The sequence below is a fragment of the Acinetobacter sp. QJM3NY_42 genome (assembly GCF_056173745.1).
This window is the reverse complement of record NZ_CM149689.1, coordinates 992,723-1,007,053: the sequence shown is the minus strand read 5'-3', so window position 1 is coordinate 1,007,053 and position 14,331 is coordinate 992,723. Positions and strand designations below refer to the sequence as shown.

Below are 14,331 nucleotides of genomic sequence, written 5' to 3'. Positions count from 1 at the left end.
TCTATTTACAGAAAATAAAACTTGAATTTCAGAAAATAAGAAAGGCTATCTTTAGATAGCCTTTGTAAGAGTTAAACAGACGCTTGAATTGGTTTTACAATATCTGGGACTAACTGTTTTAACTTTATTTCTTAAAGGGAAAAGCATATTTAACTATACGCCCCACCACTTGACCAAACTGTTTGGCTAAACTGGCATTATTATAATTCAGACCAAACTTATTACAGACTGCTTCAACCTTAGGCGCCATTTGACGGTAACGGCGTGCAGGTACGTCTGGAAACAGATGGTGTTCAATCTGATGGCTTAAATGGCCTGTTAAAATATGAAATGCTTCTGAGCCTTTAAGATTTGATGAGCCACGAATTTGACGCATATACCAATGGCCACGGCTCTCATCTTTCAGAACAGTTTTTGGAAAAACTTCCACATCCTTGGTAAAGTGTCCGCAAAAAATTACACTGAAGGTCCAGATGTTGCGCACACCATTCGCTACCAGATTACCTGTAAATACAGGTAATGCTGCTGGTCCGGCAATTAGCGGGAAAAATACATAATCTCGGAACAACTGTTTAGTAATTTTTTTCTGTAACGGTTTCCACTCTTCTTTAAACTCTTCTTTTGATTTGCGCTTCATCCAGACTTTACCAATCTCAAGATTCTGGATAGCGACACCCCACTGGAACAACAGGCAGAATGGAATACTATATAGGGGCTGTAATAAAAAGCCTGGTTTCCAGCGTTGTTCTGGAAATAACCGCAACAAGCCATATCCGATATCATCATCCATACCCTTAATATTGGTATAGGTGTGATGTTTATAGTTATGTGTCTGACGCCAGTTTTCAGAAGTCCCTACAATATCCCATTCATATTTTGGACCATTGAATTTCGGATCATTCATCCAGTCATACTGACCGTGCATAACATTATGGCCAAGTTCCATATTTTCCAGAATTTTGGAAAGGCTTAACAAGCCAGTGCCCAATACCCAAGCAGGTGGAAACCAGCCAGCAAACAATAGTGCACGTCCAGCTGCACCGGTATAGCGGATAGTTGAATAAATACGACGAATATATTTGGCATCTTTCTCGCCAATATCATCTAATACTTCCTGCTTGATGGCATCCAGCTCTTTGGCGAGCTGATTCATTTCATCTGCAGTTAACTCTCTATTTTTAGGATTTTTAAAAAACTGGTTTTTTATAGGTTTTGCTGTAGAAAAATTTACTGACATATTCATAATGCAAACTCACTCAAAGATCAATAACAAGGTCAGTCTGTGCGGAATTCACACAAAGTTTCAGCAGGTTTCCAGGCTCGGTACTTTCAGCACCATTCACAAGATTTCTAGTTGAACCTTGCACTTTGTTACATGCACATTTATTACAAATACCCATACGGCATCCATGTTTTGGTTTAAGGTTCATTTGTTCCAAACCTGCCAAAATAGACTGACCTTTTGGGATGGCGACTGTTTTCTCGCTTTGTAGCAAAGTAATATTTACGAAACCTGTATCAGAAGAATCAGCCTGACTTAAACTGAATGCCTCACCTTTGAATAGCACTGCCTGACTGAATAGCTCTTCAGCCAGAGAGACAAAACCTGATGGACCACATGCGTATACCGCGCTCTGTTCAGGCTGGCTTACCAAAGACAAATGTTCAGTATTTAAACGCTGGTCTGTCTGCTGAGTATAAAAAATCTGAAAGCTGAAATTGTCATTGTTCTCAGCAACTTTTTTAAAGTTTTCTTCAAAAGCTGCATCTTCATAATCTTTAACCCAATACAGCAACTGAACTTTAGCTAGAGCATCAGGCTGCTTTGCCCACGTTTCAATCATGCTTAACATTGGAGTAATACCACTACCAGCTGCCAGCAGCACCAAATTTGAAGCTTCGGGTAATATCATATCGCCATAGGGTTGGCCGAATTCGACCAGATCGCCTACTTGAGCATGTTCAGCCAGCCAGTTACTCACTACGCCCTGTTCAACCTGTTTTGCAGTTAATAAGACATGCTGCTCATCTATACGGTGCAGGCTGTAACTACGTTCATAACGTCGCCCATCTATTTCTATAAATACGGGATGATGCTGACCCGCCTGCCCCATACGAAAATGTCGGTTACATTTTATTTTCAGACTGAATATGCCATTTGCCGCTTTTTCTTTATACACAATCTGGCCTAATGACTGGTTAACTGACCATAAAGGATTTAGTTTCTTTAGCCAGAAATTTGCTGCATCCGTATCGAATACGGAACTAGTTAAAAAGGATAAAGGCGAATGTTGCTTTTTTAGAGCTTGCATAGTACATCTGAACTCTGTGGTTTTTAATTATTATACACATGTATATACATTTGTATATAAGTTTATCTGCTGTATTCGTTTCACAACGTTACGCTCTACCGCTATAATAGAATCACTCTTTCAATGTATTGAAATATATGAGCGCATCTTCAATTTCGGCCGAACTAGAGCTAGATACTCATGCAGAAACTGTTCTGCATGAAAAAATGCCTGTACGTACGGTCGGGAGAAAAGCAACCATTACCAAGGAAGAACTGTTTCAGGCGGCTTTAAATCTGATTGGTCCACAAAAAAGTATTTCTTCTTTAAGTCTGCGCGAAGTTGCGCGTGAAGCAGGAATTGCACCTAACAGTTTTTATCGGCATTTCAAGGATATTGATGAACTGGCAATTGCCCTGATTGAACGTTCGGGTATTGTATTACGTCAGATTCTACACCAGGCACGTCTTAAGGCTCTGAAACAGAGCAGTATTATTCGAAGTTCAGTGAACGTATTTATAGAGCAGTTAGATGCAGATGAAGGTAACCTCAGCCTGCTATTACGCGAAGGTTATACCGGTTCACAATCTTATAAGGCAGCAGTTGACCGACAGCTCAACTTTTTCCAGCAAGAACTCCAGGAAGATCTGGTGCGACTGGAACGCTTAAATCATAGCAATATGGCACATCCAGATATAGCAGCAAAAGCTATAACACAGCTGGTGTTTAATATGGGTGCACAGGTTATTAATTTGCCATCAAGTGACCGGCAGGAAATTGCCGAGCAAACTATGATCATGATCAGAATGATTCTTGAAGGTGCCCGTCATCTGGATGAATCAAAAATTCGATAATCTTTTTATAGAGCAGTGAAAATAGCGGCTAAATAGGCCGCTTTCTTCTTTCCGAAAATTCAGTTTAAGTCTGGTTATTTAAAATATTTACTGCATTTATTTACGCTTTCCTTGTAGTTGTTTGCGGTAAAAACAGCTATAAAAAATCCATCTGGTGAGTTTTAAAGGAGCTGAAATGCGCCTGATCAATACTTTCCCTAAACTTCGGCAGCAGTATATACAACTGGATTTATCTCAGCCTCAATCCTGTATTTTAGAAACTATCCATCAAAACTGTGAGAAATTTGACGCAGATATTATTGTTGCTTCTGAACAGGAGGCAGATTATGCCCTGTCCTATGCCTATATTAATCCTTTTATAGCTATAGCCATCAAACGGCCAGCATTAGAAGCAGTTAATTTAGCAACCCTTCCAGCCCGATCACATGTCTGGGTGTATGTAGATGCAGCTCATCCTGCCTATGCAGGTCTAAAGAACCGTTATCGCATGCTAAATAGTGAATATGAATTTGACCATGAAATAGAGCAGCTGGGGCGTTGCCTGTTTCAGTTACCTCAGACATAAATACAAAATACTTATACAAAGAAAGAGCCTCTACCAAGGAAGCTCTTTCTTTAAATATTTTTAAGGTTTAACTACAACCAGCACCTGAATTGCTTCTGGCGTAACCGATAGGCCATCAAGCAAGTTCAAGCCTTCTCTCTGCAGTTTTTGCAATCGTTCAATCTCATCCTGCCGGATACTAGGGTTAAACTGTTTCAGATAACTCAGACGGTCAATTTCATACTGCCATTTGCTACCATAAATTTCTTTTGCCTGCTGCTTAAGCTCAGGCAATGCAACTCTGGCAATATCCAGCGCCTGTTTATAACGTGCATCAATGACTTCACGGCGTGCCTTGACCACCTGACGGCAACTATTACCATCCAGATGATGTAGATAAGGTTTCAAAATCGAAGGATCAATCTTTTCAGATAAATCCTGGCCATTTTCACTCAGTAATACACGTACTAACTGTTTTGGCAGGCTTGACTGTAAATTTAATGCCTTTGGCGCTACTACATCGACCTTAAACCATATTTCAAGCAATACTGAGCCCTGCTTTAATGCATTCGACTTAAGTACTGCAACATTGGTACTCCCGAAAGACTGTGTACGGATCACTTCCATTACACTTTCAGTAAATGGATGCTCAAGTGTCAGATATTGAGCATCTTCACGGATCTGGGCCTGATCGCGATAGAAGGTTGCAGTCATGCCTTCTTCATCTAGAGTCAGACCTTGAACCTGCATCTGGTCAGTTGGTTTAATGATTACTGTACCATTACTTTGCTCATCAAAATCAATATTGGTTGAAGCCATAAAACGCTTCATAAACATTGGCAAAGTGGTATTGTCATCATAATCTTCAAGTGCCTGAACAATTTCCTGTGCAACAATTGGCCGACAAGAGTTATATTCCAGCAAGCGGTCACGACCAGCCTGCAGTTCACTCTCCAGTGCCTGACGTTGTACATTCACTTCTTCCAGTAAATCCTCAAAGGTTTGCCCCTGATCAGACAGTAAACAATCCTTCAGCTCAACAATAAAGTTTTCCTGCAGAGTCTGTGCAGCTGGTGAAATATTACTAAAAATATTCAATGCTTCATTGTACCAGCGGAACATACGCTCTTGAGCTGTACCCACCAGATAAGGTACATGAATCTGGATACGGTTCTGCTGACCTATCCGGTCCAAACGACCAATTCGCTGTTCCAGAACATCGGGATTCGCAGGCAAATCGAATAAAATCAGGTCAGATGCAAACTGGAAGTTCCGCCCTTCAGAACCAATCTCTGAACAGAGCAGAATCTGCGCACCATAGCTTTCTTCAGCAAAATATGCAGCAGCCTGGTCACGTTCCAGCAGGCTCATGCCTTCATGGAACATGGCTGTACGAATACCTGCATGTAGACGTAACGCATTTTCCAACGCTTCAACTACAGGTCCGCTGCGAGCAATGAGCAACACCTTATTATGTTTCAAATCTTTGCGCAGCATTTCCATTAACCATGCAACGCGCGGATCACTTTCCATCCATGCGCCATCGATTTGACCTTCTTCCGGCCACATCTGTTCGCGAAGTTTACCGTCCATTGACCAGGTTTCAGGTGCTGGCAATGGTGCCGGACGGCAGTCACGACCAGGAAAGCCCTGGATGGCCTCCCGCGTATTACGGAACAGAATACGGCCAGTGCCATGCCGGTCAAGTAACTCGTGAATGGCCCGGAAACGCTGTTCAGGCTGGTCTTCAATCTGGTGGCCCAACAGGTCTTGAACAGCATTTAAATGCTGTTCAGAAAGCGGCTCATCAGACATTAAGACTTCAGCAATCTGGGCTGTATGCTGGTACTGCGCTTCTTCATCCAGAAAACGTTCAAGTGAGCTGAAACGTTGAGGATCAAGCAGACGTAGGCGAGCAAAATGGCTCTCTACCCCTAACTGCTCAGGTGTTGCGGTTAATAGCAGCACGCCCGGGGTCTTTTCAGCCAGTTCCTCAATCAGGTCGTAACGGTCATTCCCGCCTTCTTCCTCGCTCCACATCAGGTGATGTGCCTCATCGACAACCAGTAAGTCGAAGCCGGCTTCTACCGCCTGTTCACGCAGGTCATCATGGTCAATCATCAGATCAATACTGGCAATGATGCATTGTTCGGTCAGAAACGGATTTAACTCAGGATCATGTTCCTTGATCGCGGCAGTACGGGTTAAGTCAAATAGCGAAAATTGCAGATTGAAACGGCGACGCATTTCAATCATCCACTGATATTGCAGTGAATCCGGTACTAGAATTAAAATACGTTCAGAACGACCAGTTTTAAGCTGCTGGTGAATAATCAGGCCAGCCTCAATTGTTTTACCCAATCCGACTTCATCGGCCAGTAAAACACGTGGTGCAAAGCGTTGTCCTACTTCATGGGCAATATAGAGTTGGTGAGGAATAAGCCCGACTCGGGGCCCAATCAGCCCTCGTAACGGACTGGTCTGCATTTGTGCCTGCATGATGAGTGCTTCAATACGCAGGTCATACCACTCTTTATAGTCAATCTGACTAGCCAGCAGTCGGTCTAAAGGCTTGGAAAGCTGAATCTGGGCACCTACACGGGTTTCATTCAGCGCTTTGCGTTCCTGTTCACCATTTTCCAAGGTACGGACAACATTATAACGAACTACCCCGTGGCGGTCTTCAAGCGACTCGACCAGCCATTTATGGCCTTCCTGATCCTGAATTTCATCATTAATATTGAAAATGATACGGGACAATGGTGCATTATTTCGCGCATAAACACGAGTTTCATCGCTTTTTGGGAATAAAATGCTGATCGATCGCTCATCAACATCAATAAGAACACCTAAACCGAGTTCTGTCTCTGTATCTGATAACCAACGTTGACCAATAGCGAACTGCTGCAATTTTTCCACCTTTATTTCAAGTTAGCACTACATTTTAAAACTCAAACCCGATAGTTTTTGAGTATGTTTATGTAGTCTTTAAGCAATGTATTTTGGCATAAAGCTCGCCCGAAGGAGAACTCTAATAAATCTCGAAAATCTGTATTTTATTTAAAATGGGACCGGGCAATAGAAATTTAAAGCCTCACCGGTCTGCGGATGCGCAAATCCCAGCTGCTCGGCATGCAGGCATAAACGGGGCATCAACTGTTGCTGCTCCAGATCTGCATATAAGGTATCGCCAACAATAGCATGGCCAAGATACTGCATGTGTACACGAAGCTGATGCGAACGACCGGTAACTGGAACCAGTTTGACACGCGTCACCTGCTGACCGTTTATTTCGAATTGCTCAATTGCCTGCCAATGTGTCAATGCTGGCTTATTATGATGAGCATCTGCAATATGCAAAGGCGGATGAGCTGGATCATAAACAACAGGAACATCTACAGTTCCTTCACCTTGCAGATGCCCTGCTACCAGCGCCTGATAGGTTTTTGTCGTCTGGCGTTCCTGAAATTGTCTGGCAATTGAATTTTGTCCACGCCGGGATAAACCGAAAACCAGAATACCCGAGGTATCCCGGTCCAGACGATGAATTAAAAGTGTTTTAGGTTCAATTGCGACCAGACGTGTCAGAACGCTGTCAGACAATGCTTCACCTTTACCGGGAACACTGAGTATGCCTGATGGTTTATGAATTACCATAAAGTCTTCATCACGATGAATCAGGTGTTCGGCTAGAAAATTACCCAATGCTTTATTCCGATCGCGAATTTAAAAACAAGCCGGCAATAATAGAAATCTTGGCGAATAATTACAATGCGCATTTAAGCAATTGGTGATGAAATTTCCGATTATGTTAAGAAAACTGCTCAATCAGAGCCAAAATTTTTGCTAACTGCAAAATATAATCGAGCAATTCACTTAGGAAACTATATTTAAATAGATCTGCCTGACAAACGCTCGCATCCTCATGCACACCATATATTTAATAACCTCATCATGTTAACAGCATTCAAGCCATTATATTTTAAATCAGTCTATGGATTAATCTTCAGCGCCTTCCTTTTGAGCCATTTTGTCTCCAGCGCCTTTACTGTAGCTATGACTTCTCAGCTTGAAACTATATAACTTGATGGAGCACTCAAATCCCAAAGCCGGGTTAAACTATAACTGTTCATATGGTGCAAACCTTCTTTCGAGATATTTTCTATCCATTGAATATGCTGTTCCTGATTAGCCAGCAAGATGGCATCATCCACAATACAGAGTTGATCCGTCACACTTTGCAGATGCGGCAGAATCTGTTTGAGCATCGGTGTTACCTGTCCTGCGAAGACTAACTGGGGATGAGTGGAAGTATATTCACCAAGCTGCTGCATACCTTGTATCAGGTCATCGCCATACAGGTCGACCACAGGAATATTTAAAGTTACAGCCTTATTATTGATTTGAACAAGATTACTCATAAGATCAGTTTTCTGAACCATAGCCTGCATTTTTAAATTATGTAGTCCAACCAGTACCAAAACCGAGCCTGATGATGAAATTTGCCATTTGGCTTGAGATCGGGCAAGCTGGATTTTCTTGGGCATCGCGTACAGCATTAAGGACTCTTTAGAAGAATTAAGCATTCATTATAATAACTGATGGGCCGGATTAGAATTTAGAAATTTCAGATATCAGTTATTTAATAAATTTGAGGATTTTTTACGCTAGTATTATTCAGTTAGAGATCATTATTTTTATGATATAAATCTCTCAAGCAAACAGATTAATTTAAAAATATTATTATGGTCACGCTTTATATTGAAAATAAAAAGGATCCTCTTATAAATGATGAGGCGCAGGAATTAATATGCTTTGCTACTGTTCATGAAGTTAAATCCTGGCAAGCTCTCTTTGATCTATATTTCCAACTTAAAAGACAAAATTCTGTCAAAAAAGTACTTTTTCTTTTAGAAGATATTGGACAATGTGAATACACTTCCATGCATGCGTCCATGGAAGACAGACTATATTTCGATACCACTGAACTTGTTAAAGATGATCTGGACAGTAGTTGGGATAATGTCAAACCCTTTGAGTTTCAATATCATATCCAGCAACTTTTAAAACCTGAACATCTAATAGAGATTAACAGGCTATATAATAAGTTCAATTATAGTGAGCAGGATTTATCTCTTCTAATTAAAATCAACAAATATCCTGAACAGATTCTAGATGAAATTATTCAAGTAAAACTGGTGGATACTACCAATGAAACTTATAAATTTGCAGCACAACTTAATGGCTACTTTGCTGGTGATTTAAATCCTTTTGAGACCTTTAGCCTGATTCAGCACTTAGATCAAAATTTTGGCTTAGAGTATATAGGTCTAGGCGCAAGTTTATTATTTTTTATTAAAACCACAAGGTTTAATGAAAGCAAAATAGATGAACTTCTGAACGAACTAAAGAAAATTTATCAGTCTAGTCAAATAGGCTATATACAATTAAAACAGCATTTACTTGCTCATCAATATCTTATTTTACCCTACGTAGAGTCGTTAGAAATTTTTGATTTTGACGAATAGATTAAATAAAAAATCTATTATTTCTGCTTTACTGAGAATACACATGAGCAAATAGGTTGAACAACCCGACCAGAGTCGGGTTGTTCCTGCATGACTTCAAAACTGTTAAGCTTTCATTTCTTCAAATGTTTCTTTTGCTGCCTGAATAGTAAAAGTTATATCTTCATCACTATGGGCTGCCGAGATAAATCCAGCTTCAAAAGCAGAAGGTGCAAGATTAACACCACGTTTTAACATACCGTGGAAAAACTTTTTAAAAGCTTCTACATCACAGGCCAGCATTGAATCAAAACTGGTGATATCTTCCTGATCAGTAAAGTACAGACCAAACATACCGCCGGCCTGCTGGGTTTTAAAAGGTATACCAATCTCATCTGCGGCTTGCTGTAAACCTGTTAACAGTTTTTCGAGTTTAACTGTAAGATTTTCATAAAAACCCGGTTGGCGTAAATTTTTAAACATTTCAATACCAGCACGCATGGCAAGCGGATTACCAGATAATGTACCAGCCTGATATACCCCACCCAAAGGCGCGATGCATTGCATAATTTCGCGCTTTCCGCCGAAAGCACCTACGGGTAACCCGGCACCAATAATTTTACCCAGTGTAGTCAGGTCAGGCTTAACATCGTAATAAGCCTGTGCACCACCTAGAGCAACCCGGAAACCTGTCATTACTTCATCAATGATAAATACGGACTTGTATTCATCACAGACATCACGGATTGCTTGCAGGAAACCATCAATAGGCTTAACCAGATTCATATTCCCTGCAACCGGTTCTACAATGACACCAGCAATTTCATGGCCAAATCTTGCAAAACAGTCTTTTAAAGCAGCAATATTGTTATAAGGCAGAGTTAAGGTATGTTTGGCAAAATCTGCTGGTACACCTTTAGAGGTTGGCTCACCTTCTCCTTTGGTTAACAAACCTGAACCTGCTTTTACCAGTAATGAATCCGAATGGCCATGATAACAGCCTTCAAATTTAACAATCTTGTCTCGACCGGTATAACCGCGAGCTAAACGGATCGCGGTCATGGTAGCTTCTGTACCTGAGTTGGTCATACGCACCATTTCAATAGATGGCATAATCTCACAGATAATATCTGCCAGTGTAGTTTCATGAACAGTAGGCGCGCCAAAACTCAAACCATCCTGAGCGGCATTTTGTACTGCCTGAATAATATCTGGATGTGCATGACCCAGGATCATTGGACCCCATGAGCCTACATAGTCAACATAACGCTTATCATCTTCGTCCCAAAGATAAGCACCTGCAGCTTTTTTAATAAAGACCGGCGTTCCCCCTACACCATTAAATGCACGCACCGGAGAGTTTACGCCACCCGGAATATGTTTACTGGCTTGCTTGAATAACTGCTCTTGCTTTGGAGATAAGCTCATGGAAGGTCTCAACTAATAATCACAATAAAATTAAAATATTCAGCTTATATAGCAGGCTGGGTCTCTGCAAATAAAATAGCCCATGCCTGTACGCGGCTTGGAATTTCTTCGGCCGGCAATGCCAATATATCACTAATGACTGCACAAAGATCTGCTCCAGCTTGAATCACAGGCTGAGCATTTTCAACCTTTAACCCCCCAATGGCACAAATAGGCAGACTAAACTTCTGGCGTGCCAGCTTTAAAGTTTCCAGCCCGATATTACCTGCTTCAGGTTTGCTGTAAGTCGCATAAATTGCACCAAATGCAATATAGGTTGCCCCATCTGCAATTGCCTGTTCAGCCAGTTCAATAGAGTTAGCGCAAGTCCGGCCAATGATCATATTTTCTGGTAACTGAGTTTTCGCCTCTATAATTTCACCATCGGTCTGCCCCAAGTGCACACCTAGACCACACTGTGCTGCCAGTCTAATATCATCATTAATCACCAAAGGAACCTTATAAAAATCGCATAGGGCTTTAATCCGTTCCACTTCATGCAATTGGTCAGCTTTTTCTACTTTTTTACGACGGTACTGCAATATTTCAATTTGATGAGTGGCTAGCGCAGCCTCCAATTTTTCCAGTAAGAGCTCAATTGGATCATCATTGGTAATGAGATATAGACCGCGCATAAAACCTCACTTTTAAATTTAAATAAAAATATCAATAAAGTATAACAAATTTCAGACTTTTATCAGCTCTGCTTATGAGTCAATTTTATCGTAGCGGCGATCTTTTAGACTTAAATTACCACGCACGACATCGGCAAACATACGCCAGTCTGAAATAAAGCTGTATAAGGGCTGTTTGAAGCTGGCAGGTTTGTTTTTCTCAAACATAAAATGCCCTACCCAGGCACAAGCATAACCAGCCAGCAAAGCAAGTGGAAGATAACGTTTTTTAGATTTAACCAAACTTACACCGAGCAGCAATAAACCTGTACTGCTCCCAGCTACATGTAGACGTCGGCTCATAATATTACGGTGCTCTGTCAGATAGAACCTATAAAATTCGTGATAATTACGTATTGGCAGCTGATATTTGATTTCTGTACTTAGTTCATGGGGTGAATGTGTTGTTGTCATGGAATCATCCTGATACCGGTTATTTATTTTCTTTCACGTTACTGCATTTCTTGAGCAAAATAAAGCTGAGCGTTTTGAATTGTAATTTTCATAGATTCAAGATAGCAAAAAGATACAATATGCTTATATATGAATAAAAATAAATTATTATAATCAAATAATTAATAATATTATTTTAAATCCGGAAATTTGGTAGTTTATTTTTTTTTATGTCATAGTCAAAATTCATGTTTATAGCTGTTCAGCTGGTAGAGCTGATCTGATTAAAATTTTACATCACTATTTTTTTAGCGTGATTGAGAACTCGGAGACTGTTCAATGCTGGAAATCGAATTAAAATTTCAAATTCCTGAGGCTCAACAAAAATCACTCAAGCAGGCTTTGCAACCAGATACTGCACAGTCTATTCATCTGCAAGCCAAATACTTTGATACACCAGAACGATTACTTTCTAAAAATGGGATGGCGCTGCGGCTACGTAAGGAAGGTGAAGACTGGGTTCAAACTTTTAAGGCAGCTGGTAAAAATCATCTGCATCGTATTGAAGCAGAAGTTGATCTTGGTATATGTAGTGAAGAGCCTGAACTTCCTGATCTGAATTTTTTTGCAGAACATCCTGAAGCTCAAACTCTTCTGGAAAATATACTGGGGAACCAGGTAACCGAGCTAGAATTACAGTTTGAAACTGATGTGCAGCGAATCTACCGGATTTTTAACTTTAATAATGCAGAAATTGAAGTTTGTCTCGACCAGGGAGAAGTCCGTACCCAAAATGATATTGATGTTATTCACGAAGTTGAATTCGAACTTAAACAGGGTCCTGCTGAAAGCCTGATTCATTTTGCACAAGGCTGGATCAAGAAATATCAACTCTGGCTCGATGTTAGAAGTAAAGCTGAACGGGGCACGCTACTGGCGCTCGGTCAAAAAGCCTCCAAAGCAGTACATGCCAAGTCTATTGAATTATCGAAAGAAGACAGTACTGATACTGTTTTAAGAAAAATCGTGGCCAACTGTCTCGATCAAATTTTACCGAACCTGGCAGCAGTTGCTGCAGAGGTTGCTGATGCCGAACATACTCATCAGGCGCGTGTAGGTATCCGCAGATTGCGTAGTGCTCTCAAGATTTTTAGTAACTGGTCTGATGCTGTAGACCCTGTCTGGGAAGAAAATCTGAGTAAGCTCTTCAGCCAGCTTGGTTCAGCACGTGACCGCGATGTAGTAGAAGCAGACATTCTGCCTCAGATTGTCCAGGAAGGTTTAATTACTATTGAATTACCCTCAGCATCTGATGATTCAGAACATCCTGCTGGATCAGTGGTACGTTCAGCCATGGTAATGAACACATTGCTCGACCTGATGGCTTTTGCATATACAGGCAGCTCTGCTAATGAAAACCAGCATAAGTCCACTAAAGTAAAGAAAAAGATTAAAAAACGTTTGGAGAAAATGCATCAGCAGATCGTACATGATGCATCGCAATTTATGCAGCTCGAAGCTGAAGAACGGCACCGTACCCGCAAACGCGCTAAACGCTTACGTTATGGTATTGAATTTGTGAGCAGCTTATATTCTGAAAAAGAGGTCCAGCACTATCTAAAGCAGCTACGTCCGGTGCAGGAGGCTCTCGGGCATTATAATGATCTAATTATTGCAGAAGAGGTTTTCCGTAACGCAGCTGCACAGCAACCTACTGCCTGGTATGCCGCTGGCTGGGTTAAGGCCAGACAGGAATCTGCTTTACGTGAGGCAGCTCAAGCTTTAGAAAAATTCTGCACTGCTCAAACCTTCTGGTCATAGTCTTGAGATAAATTTTTTATATCATATTGATTTTAAATGCTGCTCAGGATTGGGCAGCATGTATTAACTAGCGATATTTTCCGTAGATTTTCCACACCCCGTTATCAGCCAGTGGATCACTATAGCTGTCACTGCGCTGTTTGCGTGGCTTGTCACGGGCATCTACCAGTTTAAAGTCAGGTTCTACACTCAGCACAATGCCATTTACATAAAACCGGGTACGGGTATATTCACTCTGGCCGTGCTGAAATACATAGGTACGCAGGTCAATAAACTCACGATGTGCTACCAGTGCAGCGGTATCATCACTTTCCAGCCACTCTTTCATAGCGAATACCTGTTCAGGTTCGAACTGGCCACATTTCTCTACCAGACTGGCAACACCGCGAAACGTTTTAGACTCTTTGGCGCGGGTTTTATTAATACGGATCCGGTCTACATGAAAGAAAAAAAGCGGTAAATTTAAATGACTGGGCAGATGAATTGCATCTAAGATTTCATCTTCCATAAAAGGCTGGAACATTTCTTGAGCACGCTCGATTAAGCCTCGCCACTGCTGATAATATTCTGCCACTTCAGATTTTGAACCATAGTAAATAGGCAAGCTTTCCACATGTTCTAGGTGATTAGGTGGCCATATATGCTGGCGTAATAAAGCTATGTCACTTTTCAGACTTTGTACAGCAATGGCATCTTGCATGAGTTTACCTCATTCTAGGCTTAGGCTATTTTTAGATTAAGACAAAGGTTCAGTTTCTGCAAGGCTTTGCCTATAATAGA

General features: G+C 41.1%; 13 protein-coding genes. 4 read left to right on the top strand and 9 right to left on the bottom strand.

All coding sequences use genetic code 11. The annotated features are described in order from the left end of the window. Positions 1–124: 124 nt before the first annotated feature. Together AC0VYT_RS04675 and AC0VYT_RS04670 are read right to left on the bottom strand one after the other, a co-directional pair. Positions 125–1,237 carry a fatty acid desaturase family protein gene (locus AC0VYT_RS04675; protein WP_005404239.1) on the bottom strand — a complete coding sequence of 371 codons (1,113 nt, stop codon included), beginning with the start codon at positions 1,235–1,237 and terminating at the stop codon, positions 125–127. A 19-nt stretch (positions 1,238–1,256) separates the two neighbouring features. Beyond that, on the bottom strand, positions 1,257–2,312 hold the full coding sequence (locus AC0VYT_RS04670) for a flavin reductase family protein (RefSeq protein ID WP_005015062.1): 1,056 nt from the start codon (positions 2,310–2,312) through the stop codon (positions 1,257–1,259). 137 nt (positions 2,313–2,449) lie between these two features. Between AC0VYT_RS04670 and fabR the strand changes: the two genes are divergently transcribed. Beyond that, complete coding sequence (fabR, locus tag AC0VYT_RS04665) at positions 2,450–3,145, top strand: HTH-type transcriptional repressor FabR (protein WP_005025294.1); 696 nt, start codon at positions 2,450–2,452, stop codon at positions 3,143–3,145. Positions 3,146–3,320: 175 nt separating this feature from the next. After that, on the top strand, positions 3,321–3,710 hold the full coding sequence (locus AC0VYT_RS04660; RefSeq protein WP_005025291.1) for a hypothetical protein: 390 nt from the start codon (positions 3,321–3,323) through the stop codon (positions 3,708–3,710). Positions 3,711–3,770: 60 nt separating this feature from the next. On the opposite strand, the gene rapA is transcribed toward AC0VYT_RS04660, so the two are convergent. The 3 genes from rapA to AC0VYT_RS04645 all read right to left on the bottom strand — a co-directional run bounded on the left by rapA (position 3,771) and on the right by AC0VYT_RS04645 (position 8,248). Further along, on the bottom strand, positions 3,771–6,608 hold the full coding sequence (gene rapA / locus AC0VYT_RS04655) for an RNA polymerase-associated protein RapA (protein ID WP_010700104.1): 2,838 nt from the start codon (positions 6,606–6,608) through the stop codon (positions 3,771–3,773). 141 nt (positions 6,609–6,749) lie between these two features. Beyond that, a complete protein-coding gene (locus AC0VYT_RS04650) occupies positions 6,750–7,394 on the bottom strand; it encodes an RluA family pseudouridine synthase (RefSeq protein ID WP_005015067.1) in 645 nt (214 codons plus the stop codon). A 359-nt stretch (positions 7,395–7,753) separates the two neighbouring features. Next, positions 7,754–8,248 carry a hypothetical protein gene (locus AC0VYT_RS04645; RefSeq protein WP_005015068.1) on the bottom strand — a complete coding sequence of 165 codons (495 nt, stop codon included), beginning with the start codon at positions 8,246–8,248 and terminating at the stop codon, positions 7,754–7,756. Between the two features lie 186 nt (positions 8,249–8,434). Between AC0VYT_RS04645 and AC0VYT_RS04640 the strand changes: the two genes are divergently transcribed. Continuing rightward, positions 8,435–9,217 carry a hypothetical protein gene (locus tag AC0VYT_RS04640; protein ID WP_005015069.1) on the top strand — a complete coding sequence of 261 codons (783 nt, stop codon included), beginning with the start codon at positions 8,435–8,437 and terminating at the stop codon, positions 9,215–9,217. Between the two features lie 105 nt (positions 9,218–9,322). On the opposite strand, the gene hemL is transcribed toward AC0VYT_RS04640, so the two are convergent. The 3 genes from hemL to AC0VYT_RS04625 all read right to left on the bottom strand — a co-directional run bounded on the left by hemL (position 9,323) and on the right by AC0VYT_RS04625 (position 11,751). Further along, positions 9,323–10,624 carry a glutamate-1-semialdehyde 2,1-aminomutase gene (gene hemL / locus AC0VYT_RS04635; RefSeq protein ID WP_005015070.1) on the bottom strand — a complete coding sequence of 434 codons (1,302 nt, stop codon included), beginning with the start codon at positions 10,622–10,624 and terminating at the stop codon, positions 9,323–9,325. A gap of 44 nt (positions 10,625–10,668) precedes the next feature. Further along, positions 10,669–11,298, bottom strand: coding sequence for a thiamine phosphate synthase (gene thiE, locus AC0VYT_RS04630; RefSeq protein WP_005015071.1), 630 nt, complete (start codon positions 11,296–11,298; stop codon positions 10,669–10,671). A 72-nt stretch (positions 11,299–11,370) separates the two neighbouring features. Then, a complete protein-coding gene (locus AC0VYT_RS04625; protein ID WP_005015072.1) occupies positions 11,371–11,751 on the bottom strand; it encodes an Mpo1-like protein in 381 nt (126 codons plus the stop codon). Between the two features lie 318 nt (positions 11,752–12,069). Here AC0VYT_RS04625 and AC0VYT_RS04620 point away from each other — a divergent pair, with 318 nt between their 5' ends. Beyond that, a complete protein-coding gene (locus AC0VYT_RS04620) occupies positions 12,070–13,551 on the top strand; it encodes a CYTH and CHAD domain-containing protein (RefSeq protein WP_005015073.1) in 1,482 nt (493 codons plus the stop codon). A gap of 67 nt (positions 13,552–13,618) precedes the next feature. On the opposite strand, the gene AC0VYT_RS04615 is transcribed toward AC0VYT_RS04620, so the two are convergent. Then, positions 13,619–14,251, bottom strand: coding sequence for a hypothetical protein (locus tag AC0VYT_RS04615; protein WP_005015075.1), 633 nt, complete (start codon positions 14,249–14,251; stop codon positions 13,619–13,621). Positions 14,252–14,331 lie beyond the last annotated feature (80 nt).